Origin of the sequence: Streptomyces sp. NPDC092296 (assembly GCF_044755465.1) — a bacterium.
In the GTDB taxonomy this organism is placed as follows: domain Bacteria; phylum Actinomycetota; class Actinomycetes; order Streptomycetales; family Streptomycetaceae; genus Peterkaempfera.
This window is the reverse complement of the sequence record NZ_JBIVRB010000004.1, coordinates 268,671-285,471: the sequence shown is the minus strand read 5'-3', so window position 1 is coordinate 285,471 and position 16,801 is coordinate 268,671. Positions and strand designations below refer to the sequence as shown.

Sequence of the window (16,801 nt, the reverse complement as noted above, 5' to 3'; positions counted from 1 at the left end):
CCGCGCGACGACCAGGGCGGCGGCTGGCTCGGCCGCCGGCTGCGGCTGACCTCGCTGCGGATACGGCTGATCGCGGTGTTCGCCCTGGTGGCGCTGACGGCTGCGGTGTCGGCGTCCGGGATCGCGTACTGGCTCAACCGGGACGCGGTGCTCAAGCGGGCCCAGGACAGCGCCCTCAACGACTTCCGCGACTCGCTCACCCGCAATGTCACCGACATGCCGCTGACGCCGAGCTGCGACGACCTGCGGGCGCTGGCACGGGTGGTGGCCAGCCCCCGGCCGGGGCTGAACTACCAGGTGGTGGTGGTCGACCCGGCGCTCCCCGACTGCACCGCCTCCTCCAACCCGGGGCGCTTCACGGTCGACCGGGTGCCGCCCCGGCTGCTGGCCACCGTGCCGACGCCGCGCGACCTGGGCAACGGCAACTCCTACCGGTACCACCTGTACTGGCAGCGGACGATCCTGGACGGCGAGCCGTTCCTGGTGGGCGGCACCCGGGTGGTGCCGACCGGCCCGACCGCGTACATGTTCAAGTCGCTGGACGACGAGCGGACCGACCTCAACACCCTCGCCTGGTCGTTGAGCATCGCGGCGCTGCTCGCCCTGGTGGGTTCGGCGCTGCTGGCCCAGGGCGCCGCCGCCACCGTGCTGCGGCCGGTGCGGCGGCTCGGTGACGCGGCCCGGCGGCTGGGCCAGGGGCATCTGGACACCCGGCTGGAGGTCGGCGGCGCCGACGAACTGGCCGATGTGGCGCGTACCTTCAACCGGACGGCCGAGGCGCTGGCCGCGCAGGTGGCGGAGCTGAGCGCCCGGGAGTCCGCGAGCCGGCGGTTCGTGGCGGACATGTCGCATGAGTTGCGGACCCCGCTGACCGCGATGACCGCCGTGACCGACATCCTGGAGGACGAGGCCGACTCGCTGGACCCGATGATCGAACCGGCCGTACGGCTGGTGGTCAGCGAGACCCGGCGGCTCTCCGACCTGGTGGAGAACCTGATGGAGGTCACCCGCTTCGACGCCGGCACGGCCAAGCTGGTGGCGGACGAGATGGACATCGCGGACCTGATCATGTCCTGCATCGACGGCCGGGCCTGGTACGACGCGGTGGAGCTGGACGCGCCGCGCGGGGTGATCGCCCGGGTCGACCCGCGCCGGCTGGACGTGGTCTTCGCCAACCTGATCGGCAATGCGCTCAAGCACGGCGGCTCGCCGGTGGTGGTGCGGGTGCGGACCGAGGAGCAGCCGGCCGAGGAGCAGCCGGCCGGGGAGTGGGCCGGTGCGGAGCCGGGCCGGCAGCTGGTGGTGGAGGTGCAGGACAGCGGTCCCGGCATCCCGGAGGATGTGCTGCCGCATGTCTTCGACCGGTTCTACAAGGCCGACAAGGGCCGGGCCCGTTCCGAGGGCAGCGGCCTGGGGCTCTCCATCGCCATGGAGAACGCCCGCATCCACGGCGGCACCATCACGGTCGGCAACGCCCCGGCCGGGGCGGACGGCACCCCCGGCGGGGCGGTGTTCACGCTGACCCTGCCGATGGGTCCGGCCGAGCCGGAGGACGGCGATCCGGAGTTGGACGGCGGCGGCGGTACGGGCGCGGACGGCGGGCAGGGCGGGGCCGGCCGGGGCGGGATCGGGCAGGGCGGGATCGGAACGGACGGCGGTGCGGGGCGCGGCGGGGACGCGGGCGGCCCCGGTCAGGGAAGGGGCGAGCGGTGAGCGGCGGCACGGCAGGACAGGCGTACCGGGGGGCGGTGGCGGTGCTGCTGCTGGGCGCGGCGGCGGTCGGCTGCGGCATCCGGCCGACGTCGGTGCCGGTGGACGCGGGCGCCCCGGCCAGCCGTACGGCCTGCCCGACCCCGCCGAGCAGCACCGCTGCGGCGAGCGCCGCACTGGCCGCCCCGTTCTCGGCGAAGCAGCGCCGGACGGACGGCACCGAGCCGGACCCCGGCCCGACCGCGCCCCCGTCGCCCACCCCGACGACCACGCCCAGTTGCCTCCAGGGCGACGAGCACCGCTGAGCCGGGGCCACCGCCGCCGCCGACTGCGCAGAAACGTTCCGCCACTCCGCGTCCGCACCGTTGCCGCCCCGGGCCTCCCCCGGACGGTCGGCGTCGGCCGCCCACAGGTATGCGGAAGGCTTCGGTGCGGGTAGGGAACCGCCGGAATGGTGGCTCGCGTCATTCCCGACGTGCAGCGAGGAGGCACCGGCGTGCGGACCGGGAATGGCCGTCAGCTCCGGCAGGGTCAATGGGCAGGCGTACCGGCGATCCCGGCGTATCGGGACGAGGCTCCGGTGTGGCCGCTGCTGCGGACCACCGGCCTGCTGCTGCTCGCCGCGCATCTGCTGCTGGTGGCCTGGTTCGCGCTGCGGCCGGTACCGGCGGCGTGGATCTACGACGCCAACCTCCAGCCGTTCTCCTCGATCCGCCGCGACCTGTCCACCGGCAGCGCCGGCGAGTACCGCCGGCTGGTCCTGGAACTGCTGCTGATGGCGCCGCTCGGAGTGCTGCTGCCGATGGCCGGCGGCCGGGTCCGGGTCAGCTGGCTGCCGTCGCTGCTGCGCACGGTGGGGGCGGCGGCGCTGATCTGCACCGGGCTGGAGTTCGCCCAGACCGGCGTCCCCGGCCATGTGCTGAACGTGGACGACGTCCTGCTCAACCTGGCCGGCGTCACCCTGGTGCACCTCGCGGTGGTCCCCGGCGCTCGGGCCCTGCTGCGCCACCGCGGCGACCCGCCGACCGGCCCCGGCGCGCCGACCCCGGCCGAGCCCGCCCGCCCGCCCCGCCAGCGCCACCCCGCCCCGGGCGGCCGCCCCACCAGCACCCCGTACGAAGCCCTCCCCGCGCCGACCGGCCGCTGAGCCCACCGGACCGGCCGCCGCCCGCCCGAGCCCCCGCCCGAACCCCGGGCACCGCATTGCCCACCCGCCCCGCCCAGGCCGCCGAGCCCACCAGAGCGCCCGGCCGCCGCCACCCCGTACGAAGCCCCCACCCGAGCCCCGGGCCGCCGCAGCACCCACCCGGCGGCGCCACCCCGCCCCGACCGCCGAGCCCCCCGGAGCGCCGGGCCGCCGCCGCGCGGTCAGCCGCCCGGTGGCGGCCAGGGGCGCTCGCCCGCCTCACAGTGGTAGCAGCGGGCACAGTGGTAGCAGCGGGCGGGTGGGGCCGTCGTGGTTGTACCACTCGTGGGCGCCGCAGTCCCGCGTGCCCGTGCCCGCCGCTCCCCGGTCGACCAGGAACCGGGGCAGCCGCCTGCGCAGCCGGGTGCGCCAGCGGTACCGCCCGGTGTGAGTCATTGCCGGAGGCTACCCCCGGGGCGGACCCTGAGCGTTCCCTGAGGCGGGCGGCGGTGCGGCCCTGGGAGATGCGGGGGTCGGGGATCGGTACGCGGGCCGATGCCGGGCGGGCCGTCCGGGCGGAGGATCGGGGTAGTCGACCAGACCGGGGACGCCGGTCGCACGCCGGTCGCACGCCGAAGGAGAATCCGATGAGCACGCTTGCCCGCCCGCGACACAGCCGCGTCATCGCCGGGGTCTGCGCCGGGATCGCCGACCGCTTCGGAGTCAGCCCGGGGACGGTACGGCTGATCTTCCTGGTCTCCTGTGTGCTGCCCGGACCGCAGTGCCTGATCTACCTGGCGCTCTGGCTGCTGCTCCCGCAGGAGCCGTGAGGCCCCCGGCCTCCCGAGGCCCGGTACGCCCGAGGGCCGCCCCCGCGCGACAGGGACGGCCCTCCGGATCTACGGCGCGAGCGCGGCTCAGCCGCCCAGCAGCTGGCCGCCGCCGCCGAGCGCGCCGAGCACCTGGCCCACCGGGCCGCCGAGGCTGTTGCCGTGCGAGCCCGGGGTCAGGCCGGCGCCACCCGCACGCTGCTGCGGGACGGGCTGCTGAGCGGGCTGCTGAGTGTGCTGCTGGGCAGCGGCACCCGCCGCGCCGAGGGCGGTGTTGAGGGTGCCGAGGGCCTGGGCGACCGGCGACCCCAGCGGCAGCGCCCGGCTCGCGTCGAAACCGGCGGCGGGCTTGGCCGGGGCAAGCGGCTGCGCGCCCAGCGGGCTGCCTGCGGCAGCGGCGGCGGTCCCGGCGGCCGCCGCCGCGAAGGCGACCGAGAGCGCTGCGGTGCCGGCGGTCCTGAGCGTGGCCTTCTTCATGGGGGTTCCTCGTGTCTTCGTCGCATGCGGCGCGCCGGGCGGCAGATCGCTACGCCCCGTGCACTCTGGCGCACTCACCGTAGTGAGCCGCCCGTCCGCCGGACAACCGGCCGTCCCCCGGTCGGCCCAACGCGACCCACCGCCGCACCCGCCTCAGGACGCGGCGCGCCCGAACAGCCACTCCGCCTTGAGCTCGGCGTATCCCGGCTTGATCACGTCGTTGATCATCGCCAGCCGCTCGTCGAACGGCAGGAAGGCGGACTTCATCGCGTTGACGGTGAACCACTGCATGTCGTCCAGCGTGTAGCCGAAGGCGTCCACCAGGTGCCCGAACTCCCGACTCATGCCGGTGCCGCTCATCAGCCGGTTGTCGGTGTTGACGGTGACCCGGAAGTGCAGCCGCCGCAGCAGCCCGATCGGGTGCTCGGCGTAGGAGTCGGCGGCGCCGGTCTGGAGGTTGGACGTCGGGCACATCTCCAGCGGTATGCGCTTGTCGCGGACGTACGCCGCGAGCCGGCCGAGCCGCACCGAGCCGTCGGCGGCGACCTCGATGTCATCGATGATCCGCACGCCGTGGCCGAGCCGGTCCGCGCCGCACCACTGGAGGGCCTGCCAGATGGAGGGCAGCCCGAACGCCTCGCCCGCGTGGATGGTGAAGTGGTTGTTCTCCCGCTTGAGGTAGTCGAAGGCGTCCTGGTGCCGGGTGGGCGGGTAGCCGGCCTCGGCGCCCGCGATGTCGAAGCCGACGACGCCCCGGTCCCGGTAGGCGTTGGCCAGTTCCGCGATCTCCAGCGCGCGGGCGGCGTGCCGCATCGCGGTGAGCAGCGCGCCGACCCGGATGCGGTGTCCGGCCGCCCGCGCCCGCTCCTCGCCGAGCCGGAAGCCCTCGTTGACGGCCTCCACGACCTCCTCCAGGCTCAGCCCGCCCTCCAGGTGCTGTTCCGGGGCGTAGCGGATCTCCGCGTACACGACGCCATCGGCGGCCAGGTCCTCGGCGCAGTCGGCGGCGACCCTGACCAGCGCCTCGCGGGTCTGCATCACCGCGCAGGTGTGGGCGAAGGTCTCCAGGTAGCGCTCCAGCGAGCCGGAGTCGGCGGCGTCCCGGAACCAGGTGCCCAGCTCGGCCGGGTCGGTGGTGGGCAGCCCCTGGTAGCCGCACTGCTGAGCGAGTTCCACGATGGTCTGCGGGCGCAGGCCGCCGTCGAGGTGGTCGTGCAGCAGCACCTTGGGGGCGCGGCGGATCTGGGCTGCGGTGGGGGTGTGCGGGGCTGCGGCCGTGCTGGTGATGAGGTGGTTCTTCATTGGCCAACGATAGCGCCTACGCGCGTAGAAACGGGGTTTCGGTACGGTCACTTTCCAGCGTACGGCGGCTGAACCCGGGGCGACCGGGCCCGCTCAGTCGTGGTCCAGCAGCCGCCCCCGCCGGGACAGTACAAAGTCGCGGAAGGCCGCCGCCGGCGCCGTCACCGGGCGGCCCGCCACCCAGGCCAGGCCGATCGCGCGGCGGGTGCGCGGCGCCGTGACGTCCAGCTCCGCCACCCCCGGCCGGGGCACCAGCGACGGCGGCAGCAGCGCCACCCCCAGCCCGGCCGCGACCAGCCCGCGCAGGGTCTCCGCCTCCTCGCCCTCGAACGCCACCCTGGGCGTGAACCCGGCCTGCGCGCAGAAGTCGTCCAGCAGCGCGCGCAGCCCGTAGCCGCGCTCCACCGCCACGAACGGCTCGTCCGCCACCTCGGCCAGCCTGATCCGGCGGCGCCCGGCCAGCCGGTGGTCGGCCGGCACCGCCAGATGCAGCCGCTGCTCGTCCAGCGGCCGGACCACCAGGTCGGCGTCACCGGGCAGCGGCGAGACCAGGCAGAGGTCCAGCTCCCCGGCCCGCAGCCGGTCCAGCATCGCCCCCACGTAGTCCTGCACCAGCTGGAACCGCACCCGGGGGTGGGCCGCCCGGAAGCCGCGCAGCAGCGCGGGCACCGCGTCCGTCCCCATGGTGTGCAGAAAGCCGAACGCCACCCGCCCGGCCGCCGGGTCCGCCTCCGCCCTGGCCGCCTCCGCGCCGCGCTCCAGCTCCGCCAGCGCCCGTTCCACCGAGCCCAGCAGCACCCGCCCGGCCCGGGTCAGCCGCACCGTACGGCCCTGCCGGGCCAGCAGCGCCACGCCCAGCTCCGCCTCCAGCCGGGCCATCGCCCGGCTGAGGGTGGGCTGCTGCACCGCGAGCAGCTCGGCGGCCCGGGTCACATGCTCCAGCCGGGCCACCGCCGCGAACTGGGCCAGCTTGGGCGCCAGCAGCACCGCGGGCTCGTCCGGGCCCAGCTCTGCGGCCGGTCCTGGGGGGTCCTGGCTGTGCTCATACGTCATGGCATGGATTCTGGCGCTTCATCGCATTGGACGCATCAAACGGCGCGGTCCTAGCGTCGGAGCATGCCCGCCGCCAGTACCGGGGCGTCCACGGCCGCGCCGTCGGACGCCCAGCCCCTCGCACCCGCCCCCGCCCCCGCCTCCGCCTCCGCCTCCACACCCGCCTCCAATGCCGCCTCCAATGCCGCCGACGACGACGGGCGGCACCGCCCGGGTGAGCGGGACTTCCGCCGCGCCAACCTGGCACTGTTCGCCGCCGGGGTCGCGACCTTCGTCCTGCTGTACTCCACCCAGGGCCTGCTGCCGGTCCTCTCCGCCGACCTGCGGCTCACCCCGGGTCAGGCCAGCTGGACCGCCTCCGCCGCCACCCTGGGGCTGGCCGTGGCGCTGCTCCCGGCCAGCGCGCTCTCCGACCGGTACGGGCGCACCGCCGTGATGACCGCCTCGGTCTTCGCTGCCGCGCTGATCGGCGTGGCGCTGCCGTTCGCCCCCTCCCTCGGCACCCTGGTCGCGCTGCGGGTGGTGCAGGGCGCGGCGCTGGCCGGGCTGCCCGCCACCGCAATGGCCTTCCTCGCGGAGGAGCTGCACCCCTCGGCGCTGGCGAGCGCGATGGGCCTGTACGTGGCGGGCAACAGCATCGGCGGCATGGGCGGGCGGCTGCTCTCCGGCTGGATCGCGGCCGGCTGGGGCTGGCGCTGGGGGCTGGCGGGTTCGGCCGCGCTCGCGTTGGCCTGCGCGGTCGCCTTCCGGCTGCTGGTCCCGGCGGCCCGGCGGTTCCGGCGCACCCCGGTGGACCTGCGGGCGCTGGCCCGTACCGTCGGCGGCCATGTGCGCAATCCGCTGCTGGGGCGGCTGTACGCACTGGGCGCGCTGTTCATGGCGGTCTTCGGCGCCGTCTACAACACCGCCGGGTACCGGCTGATCGCCCCGCCCTTCAACCTGCCGGAGTCGCTGGCGGCGTCGATCTTCGTCGTCTACCTGGTCGGCACCGCCACCTCCGCGACCGCCGGGCGGCTGGCCGGGCGGATCGGCCGCCGGGGCGCCCTCTACGCCGCCATCGGCACCACCACCGCCGGGCTGCTGCTCAGCCTCGGCTCCACGCTCACCTGCGCGCTGCTCGGCCTGGTGCTGATCACCGGCGGCTTCTTCACCGGGCACGCGGTGGCCTCCTCGTCCGTCGGCCGCACCGCGACCACCGGCCGCGCCCAGGCGTCCGCGCTCTACCTGATCGCCTACTACCTGGGCAACAGCATCGGCGGCACCCTGGGCGCCGACGCCTACCACGCCACCGGCTGGCCCGGCACCGCCCTGGTCGGCCTCACCGCCATGGCCCTCGCCGCCGCCGTCACCCGCTACGCCAGTCACCGCGCCCGGCGCGGCTGACCCCGGCCGAAGTCGCCCCGCAGCCTGCTCGGCCCCGCCTCCCCACGGCTGCCGCTCCCCGCACCGGCGGTCGGCGGTCCGGGCGTCGGCCTGTTCGCCGTCCCGTCCCTCCGCACCCCCCTCGGCCGGGTCGCCCCGCAGGAGGGCTCGGCGGCCCGCCGGGCCTCGCGTTGCCGGGCACCGTCTTCCTGCGTACGGCCGCCTCCGCTACGCGTCCGGGTCGCCGCCGCGCTGACCGGTTCCCGGGCGCCGGCCGCCCGGCGGCCGACAGCGCTTGACTCGGCTCGGAATGATCACGCAGGATCGCAGGCGAACCAGTGATCGATCCCGGAGGCTCCGGGGCGTACCCCGCCCCGCGCCCGGCCGGGTGCGTACGCCGAGCGGAATGAGGACTCCGTGACCGACACCTGTGCCATCCCCGGCCTGCCCTTCGCGCTGACGCCCGAAGGCCCGGCCGCCGGCACCACCTGGCGGGTCGAGGACGGTGTCCTGACGATGGACGCCGGTCCGGTCACCGACCTGTTCCGCGACCCGGCCCGGCAGGACCCCGCCAAGGGCGAGGACCTGGTCCGGCTGGTCGGTGAGGTGAGCGGGGACTTCCAGCTCGCCGCCCGGGTCCAGGTGGGCTTCCGGAGCACCTTCGACGCCGGGGTCCTGGTGCTCCAGCACGGCGAGCAGACGTGGGCCAAGCTCTGCTTCGAGTACACCCCGCAGGGCCGGCCCAGCGTCGTCTCGGTGGTGACGCGCGGCGACTCCGACGACGCCAACTCCTACGAGGTGGCGGACGACCGCATCTGGCTGCGGATCTCCCGGACCGGGCGCGCGTTCGCCCTCCACGCCTCCGAGGACGGGAAGTGGTGGAAGCTGATCCGCTACTTCTCCTTCGGTCCGCTGGCGGACTCCGCCCCGGTCAAGGTGGGCTTCCTCGCCCAGTCCCCCACCGGGGAGGGCTGCCCGGTGGTCTTCGACCGGATCGGCTTCCGCGCCGAGACCCTGGCGCAGCTGCGCGACGGCAGCTGACCGGGGCCGCCCGGCCCCGACTCCCGACCCACCGTCGACCACCCCGGAACCCCGGGCGGCCTCGCCGCCCGGGGTTCCGGCATGTCGGCGGTGTGGTGGGCGTCACCCCGGCGGTCCGGTCCGGGTGTCAACCGGGGACGGCTCGGGCGGCGTATGGGAGGTGAGTCCGAAAAGATCCGGGAGCCGGTTTGACCGTCGAGGAGTTCGAAGAGTTCTACGCGTCTGCGGTCAGACGGCTCACCGGTCAGCTCTATGTGATGCTCGGCGATCTGCACGAGGCCCAGGACGTGGTCCAGGAAGCCTTCGTACGCGGCTGGAGCCGGCGCCGCCAGCTCGCCGGGGACGGCAACCCGGAGGCGTGGATCAGGACCGTGGCCTGGCGCCTGGCGGTGAGCCGCCGGCGCAGCAGGCGGCGCTCGGAGGAGGCGTGGCGGCGGCACGGGGAGCCGCCACCGGTCGAGGGGCCGGGGCCGGGGACGGTCGCGCTGGTGGCCGCGCTGCGCGAGCTGTCGCCCAAGCAGCGGCGGACGGTGGCCCTGCACTACGTGTGTGACCTCTCCGTCGAGCAGATCGGCGCCGAGACCGGCCTGTCCACCGGCACCGTCAAGACGCACCTGGCCCGGGGCCGGGCCGCGCTCGTCCACCGCCTGCCCGATCCGCACGCCGAGGAGCCCCCTGGTGCCTGAGCCGTACGATCCGCTGAGGGCCGCCCTCCGGGACGCCGCCGCCGCCGGGGAGCGCCGGGTGGTGCCGCTGCCGGCCGCCGTGATCAGGGCGCGCGGCAACCGGGTGCGCCAACGGCGGGTGGCGGCGGTGGCCGCCGCCGGGTGCCTGCTGCTCGGGGGTACGGGTGCCGCCGTCGCGGGCCTGCTGCCCGACCGTACCGGGGGCACCGCGCCCGCCACCGCCCCCGCCACCGCGCCCTCCCCGCCGACGTCCCCCCGGACCGCCCCGGGCCCGCCCGCCCCCGGGCTGTCCGGCTCGCATCCGCCGCCGCCCGCCGCGCGCACCGGCCCGCCCGACCCGGGCGCGACCACCACCTCGCCCGGCTACCGGGGGGCGCCGACCACCGCCCCCGCCACCAGCGGACTGCCGTCCACCTCGCCCCAGTCGTAGGGCCCGCCCGACCGTCGCCGCGCCCCAGGAGCCGCCCCGTGCCCGCCGCCCCACCGTCCTCGACCGCCGAGGCGCCGCTCGGGCGCCGCTCCGGCGCCGCGATACCCGATCTGCCGCCCGCTCGGCCGTCCGCTCGGCCGCCCGGGGTCCGTACGCTCCGGCGCGCGCTCGCCCGGGTCAGCGCCATGGACCGGGCGGTGCTGCGGCTCTACCTGCTCACCCGGGTCGGCATGTGGGCCGTCGCCTACTGCACCGGCTGGCTGTTCACCGGCGACGGCAGGTCCACCGAGGCGCCGTCCGTCCTGTCCCGGTGGCAGCAGTGGGACTGGGCGCACTTCCAGCGGATCGCCCAGGACGGCTACTTCCCCGGCCCGGGGCTGGTCGGCGGGGACCGGCCCGACAACCGCGAGGCGTTCTTCCCCGGCTTCCCGCTGCTGCTGCGCGCCGTGCACCTGGTGGTCGCGGACTGGGCCGCGGCGGGGCTGCTGATCTCCTTCGCGGCCGGGGCGGTCGCCGTGTCGGCGCTGGCCCGGATCGCCCGCCTCGACACGGGTGACCAGCGGGCGGGCGGCCGGGCCGTGCTCTTCCTGCTGCTCTCCCCGTGCGAGGTGTTCCTGGCCGCCGGGTACACCGAGGCGCTCTTCCTGGCCCTGGCCCTGCCGTGCTGGCTGGCCGCCCGCCGGGGCAACTGGCCGCTGGCGGCGGTGCTGGCCTGCCTGGCCACCGGAGTCCGGATCAGCGGGCTGTTCCTGGCGGCGGCGCTGGTCGTCCAGTTCCTGGCCTGCGGGCGGGAGCAGCGCCGCTGGAGCCGCCTGCCGTGGCTGGCGCTGCCGGCGCTGCCCGCCCTGCTGTACTCCTGGTACCTGCACGCCCGGACCGGCGACTGGATGGCCTGGAAGCACGCCCAGGAACGCGGCTGGTACCGCGAGTTCCACGCCCCCTGGGTCGCCTGGCGGAACACCTGGCACGGTGCCTTCTCCCACGACCAGAGCACCACCTACGCGCTGCTGTTCCAGGCCGAACTGCTCGCCATGGCGGTCGGCGTACTGCTGCTGTGCGTACTGCTCCGGCGGCGGCGCTGGGCGGAGGCGGCGTACGTCGGGCTCAGCCTCTGGGCGCTGGGCACCTCCTACTGGTACATGTCCATCCCCCGGGCCTCCCTGCTCTGGTGGCCGCTCTGGGTCCTGCTCGCCCGCTGGAGCCTGCGCCGCCCCTGGCTGAAGGACGCCTACCTGGGCATCGCCGCACCCCTGATGACCGTACTCGCCATCGCCTTCACCTCCGGCCGCTGGGCGGGCTGACCGGCACGGGGCGGCGTGGCATGCTCGGCGTCCATGGGGAAGCGGGAGTTGGACGGGCAGGTCGCGCTGGTCACCGGTGGGTCGGCCGGGCTCGGGCGGGCGATCGCCGACGGGCTGGCCGGGGCGGGCTGCGCCGTGGTGGTGGCCGGGCGGCGGCACGGGGCGGCGCGGGAGGCGGCCGAGGGGATCGCCGCCGCCACGGGCAGCCCGGCGCTGGGCCTGTCCTGCGACGTCACCGACGAGCGGGCCGTCCACGACCTGGTCGGTGAGGTCGTGGCCCGGTACGGCCGCCTCGATGTGCTGATCACCAGCGCGGGCGTGCAGGCGCGCGGCGGGATCACGGCGCTGGACGTGGCCGCGTTCCGCCACTGTCTCGAGGTCAATGTGGTCGGTACGTTCCTGGCCTGTCAGGCGGCCGTACCCGTGATGCGGGCCGCCGGCTACGGGCGGATCGTCACCCTGGCGAGCGCCCTCGGGCTGGTGGGGGCCGCCGAGCGGTCCGGGTACGCGGCCAGCAAGGGCGCAGTGGTCCAGCTGACCCGCAGCCTCGCCGTGGAACTGGCCGGCACCGGAATCAGCGTCAACTCCCTGGCCCCCGGCCCCTTCCGCACCCCGCTGAACGAAGGCGTCGACGACGACCCGCAGGTCCGCGACTTCCTGGCCCACCAGGTCCCGGCCGGCCGCTGGGCCGACCCCACCGAACTCACCGCCGCCGCCCTCCTCCTCGCCGGCCCCGCCGCCGGCTACCTCACCGGCGCCATCCTCCCCGTCGACGGCGGCTGGACCGCCCACTGAGCTGCCCTGGCGGTCGCCGCGTCAGCTCCGGGAGTGCGGCGTGTCCTCCTGTCGACGGGGACCCCGGAACACTGGACCGTCCCCGCCAGCCCCATGCCTCCTGCGATCCGGCCGGTGCGCAGCGGTGGGCGGTCGCCGCCGTCGCGTACGCCTCGCGCATGCGCTGTCGCGCCCACCGGCTACGACGCCGCTCTCCTGCACGCCTACAGCCTCCTCGTACCCGAGACCGCAGCCGACGTGCGCCGCTTTCTCGGGCACGTACTCGACACCCGGGCCGGGCGGTTCGCCGAACTGGCCGTCATCACCGAACTGCTGCAGACCACGACCCGTGGCGACAACCTCGAACTCGAACAGCCACTGCGCGCCCGCCTCGGCCGCCTGCTGGAACAGCGCTGAAGCCTGGCCCCCGGGAGCGCTGGGCGCTCCCGGGGCGGCGGCGGTGGGGGTGGTCAGGCGATGCGGTCGAGGATGATCGGGGTCGGGGTGTGGGGGGTGCCCGCCGGGGAGACCGTGAAGGCGTCGGTGAGGGCTTCGAGGGCGTAGTCGTAGCGCTCGGGGGTGTCGGTGTGCAGGGTCAGCAGCGGCTGGCCCTCGGTGACACTGGCGCCCGGCTTGGCGTGGATCTCGACGCCCGCGCCGGCCTGGACCGGGTCCTCCTTGCGGGCGCGGCCCGCGCCGAGCCGCCAGGCGCAGACGCCGACGGCGTAGGCGTCGAGCCGGGTGAGCACGCCCGACGACGGGGCGGTGACCACCTGCTGCTCGCGGGCGACGGGCAGCGCCGCGTCCGGGTCGCCGCCCTGGGAGCTGATCATGCGGCGCCAGTGGTCCATCGCGGAGCCGTCGCGCAGCGCGTCCGCCGGGTCCTTGCCGTGCACGCCCGCCGCGGCGAGCATCTCGCGGGCCAGGGCGAGGGTCAGCTCCACCACGTCGGCGGGGCCGCCGCCGGCCAGCACCTCGACCGACTCGCGGACCTCCAGCGCGTTGCCCGCGGTGAGGCCGAGCGGGGTGGACATGTCGGTGAGCAGCGCCCGGGTGTCGACCCCGGCGGCGCGACCCAGGTCGACCATGGTGCGGGCCAGTTCGCGGGCCTGCGCCAGGTCCTTCATGAAGGCGCCGGAGCCGACCTTGACGTCCAGCACCAGGGCGCCGGTGCCCTCCGCGATCTTCTTGCTCATGATGGAGCTGGCGATCAGCGGGATGGCCTCGACGGTGCCGGTGACATCGCGCAGCGCGTACAGCTTCTTGTCGGCCGGGGCGAGCCCGTCGCCCGCCGCGCAGATCACCGCGCCGCAGTCGCGCAGCGTCTGCATCATCTCGTTGTTGGAGAGCAGCGCCCGCCAGCCGGGGATGGCCTCCAGCTTGTCCAGGGTGCCGCCGGTGTGGCCGAGGCCGCGCCCGGAGAGCTGCGGCACGGCGGCGCCGCAGGCGGCGACCAGCGGGGCCAGCGGGAGGGTGATCTTGTCGCCGACGCCGCCGGTGGAGTGCTTGTCGGCGGTGGGCAGCGGGAGGGAGGAGAACTCCATCCGCTCGCCGGAGCGGATCATGGCGTCGGTCCAGCGGCTGATCTCGCGCGGGTTCATGCCGTTGAGCAGGATGGCCATGGCGAGCGCGGACATCTGCTCGTCGGCCACCTCCCCCCGGGTGTAGGCGTCGATCACCCAGTCGATCTGGCTGTCGGTGAGTTCGCCGCGGTCGCGCTTGGTCCGGATGACGGAGATGGCGTCCATGGGTGGGTTCCTTGCTGTGGGGGAAACGCGGAGAGTGCCGCGCCACGGCGGGCGCGGCACTCTCCGGGAGGGGTGCGGACGGTACGAGTACGGGCAGATCAGAGGTGCTGGCCGTCAGAGGTGCCGGCCGTCAGAGGTGTTGGGGCCCGAAGGCGTCCGGCAGCACCTCGTGCATCGGGCGGATGCCGGACGGCAGGTCCACCAGCAGGTCGGGGCCGCCCTGCTCGTACAGCAGCTGGCGGCAGCGGCCGCACGGCATCAGCCGGTCGCCCTTGCCGTCGCAGCAGGTGAAGGCGGTCAGCCGCCCGCCGCCGCTGAGGTGCAGCGCGGAGACCAGGCCGCACTCGGCGCACAGCCCGAGCCCGTACGAGGCGTTCTCGACGTTGCAGCCGGTGACGGTACGGCCGTCCTCGACCAGCGCGGCGGCCCCGACCGGGTACTTGCTGTACGGGACGTACGCGTGCGTCATGGCGTCCCGCGCGGCGGCCCGCAGGGTCTCCCAGTCGATGCCCTGGGCCGCCCCGGCGTCCTGAGTGGTGGTCACTTTCCTTGCCCCTTGCGGTAGACCATGCCGTCGGCCTTGGGCATGCGCAGCCGCTGGGAGGCCAGGGAGAGCACCAGCAGCGTGGCGACGTACGGCGTGGCGGTGACGAACTGGATCGGGACGGTGTCGGTCATCGCGTACCAGACGAAGAGCGCGACCGCGAAGACGCCGCTGACCACGGCGGCGACGGTCTGCCGCTTGTAGGCGCGCCAGGCGGCCATCAGCACCAGCAGTACGGCGACCAGCAGCAGCAGGGCGTGCACCGAGGGGCCGCCGTTGCGCAGCTGGAGGCTGTCGGTGTAGCCGAACAGTCCGGCACCCATGGCCAGACCGCCGGGCCGCCAGTTGCCGAAGATCATCGCGGCGAGGCCGATGTAGCCCCGGCCGCCGGTCTGGCCCTCGTTGTAGATGTGCGAGGGGACCATGGTGATGAAGACGCCGCCGAGGCCGGCCAGGCCGCCGGAGGCGATCACGGCGAGGTACTTGTAGCGGTAGACGTTGACGCCCAGCGACTCGGCGGCCGTCGGGTTCTCGCCGCAGGAGCGCAGCCGCAGCCCGAACGGGGTCCGCCAGAGCACGAAGAACGTACCGATCACCAGCACCACGGCCAGCAGGGTCAGCAGCGAGACATCGGTGGTCAGGCCGCCCAGGATGCCGGCCAGGTCGGAGACCAGGAACCAGTGGTGCGCGGCGAGCTTGTCCAGCCAGTCGGACAGCCCTGGGATGCTGACCGTGGAGATGTCCCCGATCGGCGGCGACTGCTTGGGGCTGCCGGCCGGCTTGTCCGCGAAGAACAGCTTGGCGAGGTACTGGGTGGCGCCCAGCGCCAGGATGTTGATCGCCACACCGGAGACGATGTGGTCGACGCCGATGGTGATGGTGACGAAGGCGTGGATCGCGCCGCCCAGCGCGCCGCCGAGGACACCGGCCAGCACACCCACCCAGGGGTTGGTCTGCCAGCCCGCCCAGGCACCGAAGAAGGTGCCGAGGATCATCATGCCCTCAAGGCCGATGTTGACCACGCCGGCCCGCTCGGCCCAGAGGCCGCCGAGTCCGGCCAGGCCGATCGGCACGGCCATGGTGAGGGCGCCGGCCACCTGCCCGGCGGAGGTGATGTCCTGGGCGCCGGTGATCGCCCGGACCGCGGAGAGCGCGACCAGCGCGCCCGCCACGATCAGCAGGACCACCGGCAGCGAGAGCCTGCGGCGTCCGGTCCTGCGGGCCACCGTGCCGGCGCCGGTGGTGCCGCCCTGGTCCTGGGCGGCCTTCTCGCTCGTGGGGCTCGGGGCGCTCACGCCGCCACCTCCTGGTTCTTGGACGGGACGGCCTGGGCCGCGAGTTCCGCGCCGACCCTGCTCTGCTGCCGTCGCAGCCCGTAGCGGCGCACCAGCTCGTAGGCGATGACCACGGCGAGGACGATGACGCCCTGGATGACGCCGGCGATCTCCTTGTCGTACCCGGCGAACTCCAGGTGCCCGGTGGCCCGTTCGATGAAGGCCCAGAGCAGGGCGCCGACGCCGACGCCGATCGGGTTGTTGCGGCCGAGCAGGGCGACCGAGATGCCGGTGAAGCCGATGCCGGCCGGGAAGTCCAGGCTGTACTGGTACGAGTCGTTGAGCAGCTGCGGCATGCCGACCAGGCCGGCCATCGCGCCGGAGATCAGCATGGCGGTGACCACCATGCGCTTGACGTTGACGCCGCTGGCGTGGGCCGCGCTGTCGGAGCCGCCCGCGGTGCGCAGGTCGAAGCCGAAGCGGGTGCGGGACAGGCCCCACCAGAAGGCGACACCGGCGACGATCGCCACGAAGAGGAAGCCGTAGAGCGGGCCGCCCTTGGTGGAGATCTCGAAGAAGTGCCCGGAGTTCGGGATCAGCGGGGTGGTGACATTGCCGGTGGCGTCCAGCTTGGCCAGCCGGCCGGGGCTGAGCAGATAGGCGATCACCGAGGTGGCGATCGCGTTCAGCATGATGGTGGAGATGACCTCGCTGACGCCCCGGGTCACCTTCAGCAGGCCCGCTATACCGGCCCACATCGCGCCCACCAGCATGGCGACCACGACGATCACGATGATCTGGAGCACCGACGGCAGGTGCAGGGCGGCGCCGACCACGGCGGCGAAGAACGCCGCCATCCGGTACTGGCCGTCCACGCCGATGTTGAAGAGGTTCATCCGGAAGCCGACGGCCACCGCCAGACCGGCGAGGTAGTAGGTGGTCGCCTTGTTCAGGATGTACGTCTGGCTGTCGGCCTTGGTGCCGTAGGTGAGCATCTCGTTGAAGGCGTGGAACGGGTCCTTGCCGGAGGCGAGCAGCACCAGGGCGGTGACGACGAGTGCCGCCACCACGGCGAGTACGGGGGCCGCGAGGCCGAGGAGCAGCCGCTCCCCGTCGATCTTCTTCAGCAGCTTGTTCATGGGG

The 16,801-nt window shown here is 74.8% G+C and carries 19 protein-coding genes; 11 read left to right on the top strand and 8 right to left on the bottom strand.

Annotation, left to right across the window (positions count from 1 at the left end; translation table 11 throughout):
* The first annotated feature begins 39 nt into the window (after positions 1-39).
* The 3 genes from ACIQGZ_RS14355 (at position 40) to ACIQGZ_RS14345 (ending at position 2,857) form a co-directional block, all read left to right on the top strand.
* A complete protein-coding gene (locus ACIQGZ_RS14355; RefSeq protein WP_402601992.1) occupies positions 40-1,713 on the top strand; it encodes an ATP-binding protein in 1,674 nt (557 codons plus the stop codon).
* Complete coding sequence (locus tag ACIQGZ_RS14350; RefSeq protein WP_402601794.1) at positions 1,710-2,015, top strand: hypothetical protein; 306 nt, start codon at positions 1,710-1,712, stop codon at positions 2,013-2,015. The genes ACIQGZ_RS14355 and ACIQGZ_RS14350 overlap by 4 nt, the downstream gene beginning before the upstream one ends.
* A 248-nt stretch (positions 2,016-2,263) precedes the next feature.
* Complete coding sequence (locus ACIQGZ_RS14345; protein WP_402601990.1) at positions 2,264-2,857, top strand: VanZ family protein; 594 nt, start codon at positions 2,264-2,266, stop codon at positions 2,855-2,857.
* Positions 2,858-3,115: 258 nt separating this feature from the next.
* Here the strand turns inward: ACIQGZ_RS14345 and ACIQGZ_RS14340 are convergent, their stop codons facing one another.
* A complete protein-coding gene (locus ACIQGZ_RS14340; RefSeq protein WP_402601793.1) occupies positions 3,116-3,292 on the bottom strand; it encodes a hypothetical protein in 177 nt (58 codons plus the stop codon).
* Between the two features lie 191 nt (positions 3,293-3,483).
* Between ACIQGZ_RS14340 and ACIQGZ_RS14335 the strand changes: the two genes are divergently transcribed.
* On the top strand, positions 3,484-3,666 hold the full coding sequence (locus tag ACIQGZ_RS14335; RefSeq protein WP_402601792.1) for a PspC domain-containing protein: 183 nt from the start codon (positions 3,484-3,486) through the stop codon (positions 3,664-3,666).
* 87 nt (positions 3,667-3,753) lie between these two features.
* Here ACIQGZ_RS14335 and ACIQGZ_RS14330 read toward each other — a convergent pair whose 3' ends face one another.
* From ACIQGZ_RS14330 to ACIQGZ_RS14320, 3 genes are all read right to left on the bottom strand, one after another.
* Positions 3,754-4,143, bottom strand: a complete 390-nt coding sequence (locus tag ACIQGZ_RS14330; protein WP_402601790.1) for a hypothetical protein — start codon at positions 4,141-4,143, stop codon at positions 3,754-3,756.
* A gap of 153 nt (positions 4,144-4,296) precedes the next feature.
* On the bottom strand, positions 4,297-5,445 hold the full coding sequence (locus ACIQGZ_RS14325) for an adenosine deaminase (RefSeq protein WP_402601789.1): 1,149 nt from the start codon (positions 5,443-5,445) through the stop codon (positions 4,297-4,299).
* Positions 5,446-5,538: 93 nt separating this feature from the next.
* Positions 5,539-6,498 carry a LysR family transcriptional regulator gene (locus ACIQGZ_RS14320; RefSeq protein ID WP_402601787.1) on the bottom strand — a complete coding sequence of 320 codons (960 nt, stop codon included), beginning with the start codon at positions 6,496-6,498 and terminating at the stop codon, positions 5,539-5,541.
* 63 nt (positions 6,499-6,561) lie between these two features.
* On the opposite strand from ACIQGZ_RS14320, the gene ACIQGZ_RS14315 reads away from it, so the two are divergent.
* From ACIQGZ_RS14315 to ACIQGZ_RS14285, 7 genes are all read left to right on the top strand, one after another.
* A complete protein-coding gene (locus tag ACIQGZ_RS14315; RefSeq protein WP_402601786.1) occupies positions 6,562-7,881 on the top strand; it encodes an MFS transporter in 1,320 nt (439 codons plus the stop codon).
* Positions 7,882-8,277: 396 nt separating this feature from the next.
* Positions 8,278-8,901: a DUF1349 domain-containing protein gene (locus tag ACIQGZ_RS14310; RefSeq protein WP_402601785.1), complete on the top strand. Its 624-nt coding sequence runs from the start codon at positions 8,278-8,280 to the stop codon at positions 8,899-8,901.
* A gap of 188 nt (positions 8,902-9,089) precedes the next feature.
* Entirely contained in the window at positions 9,090-9,587 is a 498-nt protein-coding gene (locus ACIQGZ_RS14305; protein ID WP_402601783.1) for a SigE family RNA polymerase sigma factor, read from the top strand.
* Positions 9,580-10,017 carry a hypothetical protein gene (locus ACIQGZ_RS14300; protein ID WP_402601782.1) on the top strand — a complete coding sequence of 146 codons (438 nt, stop codon included), beginning with the start codon at positions 9,580-9,582 and terminating at the stop codon, positions 10,015-10,017. Before ACIQGZ_RS14305 ends, ACIQGZ_RS14300 begins: the two co-directional genes overlap by 8 nt.
* Before the next feature lie 38 nt (positions 10,018-10,055).
* Positions 10,056-11,318, top strand: a complete 1,263-nt coding sequence (locus tag ACIQGZ_RS14295; RefSeq protein ID WP_402601780.1) for a mannosyltransferase family protein — start codon at positions 10,056-10,058, stop codon at positions 11,316-11,318.
* Between the two features lie 33 nt (positions 11,319-11,351).
* On the top strand, positions 11,352-12,113 hold the full coding sequence (locus ACIQGZ_RS14290) for an SDR family NAD(P)-dependent oxidoreductase (protein ID WP_402601779.1): 762 nt from the start codon (positions 11,352-11,354) through the stop codon (positions 12,111-12,113).
* 93 nt (positions 12,114-12,206) lie between these two features.
* Entirely contained in the window at positions 12,207-12,509 is a 303-nt protein-coding gene (locus ACIQGZ_RS14285) for a hypothetical protein (RefSeq protein WP_402601778.1), read from the top strand.
* A 53-nt stretch (positions 12,510-12,562) separates the two neighbouring features.
* On the opposite strand, the gene ACIQGZ_RS14280 is transcribed toward ACIQGZ_RS14285, so the two are convergent.
* The 4 genes from ACIQGZ_RS14280 to ACIQGZ_RS14265 form a co-directional block, all read right to left on the bottom strand.
* Positions 12,563-13,840 carry a thymidine phosphorylase gene (locus ACIQGZ_RS14280; RefSeq protein ID WP_402601777.1) on the bottom strand — a complete coding sequence of 426 codons (1,278 nt, stop codon included), beginning with the start codon at positions 13,838-13,840 and terminating at the stop codon, positions 12,563-12,565.
* 130 nt (positions 13,841-13,970) lie between these two features.
* Complete coding sequence (locus ACIQGZ_RS14275; RefSeq protein WP_402601775.1) at positions 13,971-14,384, bottom strand: cytidine deaminase; 414 nt, start codon at positions 14,382-14,384, stop codon at positions 13,971-13,973.
* Positions 14,381-15,679, bottom strand: a complete 1,299-nt coding sequence (locus ACIQGZ_RS14270) for an ABC transporter permease (RefSeq protein WP_402601774.1) — start codon at positions 15,677-15,679, stop codon at positions 14,381-14,383. The genes ACIQGZ_RS14275 and ACIQGZ_RS14270 overlap by 4 nt, the downstream gene beginning before the upstream one ends.
* A complete protein-coding gene (locus ACIQGZ_RS14265; protein WP_402601773.1) occupies positions 15,676-16,797 on the bottom strand; it encodes an ABC transporter permease in 1,122 nt (373 codons plus the stop codon). Before ACIQGZ_RS14265 ends, ACIQGZ_RS14270 begins: the two co-directional genes overlap by 4 nt.
* Between the last annotated feature and the right edge of the window lie 4 nt (positions 16,798-16,801).

Excerpts from the sequence above, each read along its gene's own strand:
- ACIQGZ_RS14340 (WP_402601793.1), bottom strand. The coding sequence starts at position 3,292 with ATGACTCACACCGGGCGGTACCGCTGGCGCACCCGGCTGCGCAGGCGG.
- ACIQGZ_RS14335 (WP_402601792.1), top strand. The coding sequence starts at position 3,484 with ATGAGCACGCTTGCCCGCCCGCGACACAGCCGCGTCATCGCCGGGGTC.
- ACIQGZ_RS14330 (WP_402601790.1), bottom strand. The coding sequence starts at position 4,143 with ATGAAGAAGGCCACGCTCAGGACCGCCGGCACCGCAGCGCTCTCGGTC.
- ACIQGZ_RS14325 (WP_402601789.1), bottom strand. The coding sequence starts at position 5,445 with ATGAAGAACCACCTCATCACCAGCACGGCCGCAGCCCCGCACACCCCC.
- ACIQGZ_RS14320 (WP_402601787.1), bottom strand. The coding sequence starts at position 6,498 with ATGACGTATGAGCACAGCCAGGACCCCCCAGGACCGGCCGCAGAGCTG.
- ACIQGZ_RS14315 (WP_402601786.1), top strand. The coding sequence starts at position 6,562 with ATGCCCGCCGCCAGTACCGGGGCGTCCACGGCCGCGCCGTCGGACGCC.
- ACIQGZ_RS14290 (WP_402601779.1), top strand. The coding sequence starts at position 11,352 with ATGGGGAAGCGGGAGTTGGACGGGCAGGTCGCGCTGGTCACCGGTGGG.
- ACIQGZ_RS14285 (WP_402601778.1), top strand. The coding sequence starts at position 12,207 with ATGCCTCCTGCGATCCGGCCGGTGCGCAGCGGTGGGCGGTCGCCGCCG.
- ACIQGZ_RS14280 (WP_402601777.1), bottom strand. The coding sequence starts at position 13,840 with ATGGACGCCATCTCCGTCATCCGGACCAAGCGCGACCGCGGCGAACTC.
- ACIQGZ_RS14265 (WP_402601773.1), bottom strand. The coding sequence starts at position 16,797 with ATGAACAAGCTGCTGAAGAAGATCGACGGGGAGCGGCTGCTCCTCGGC.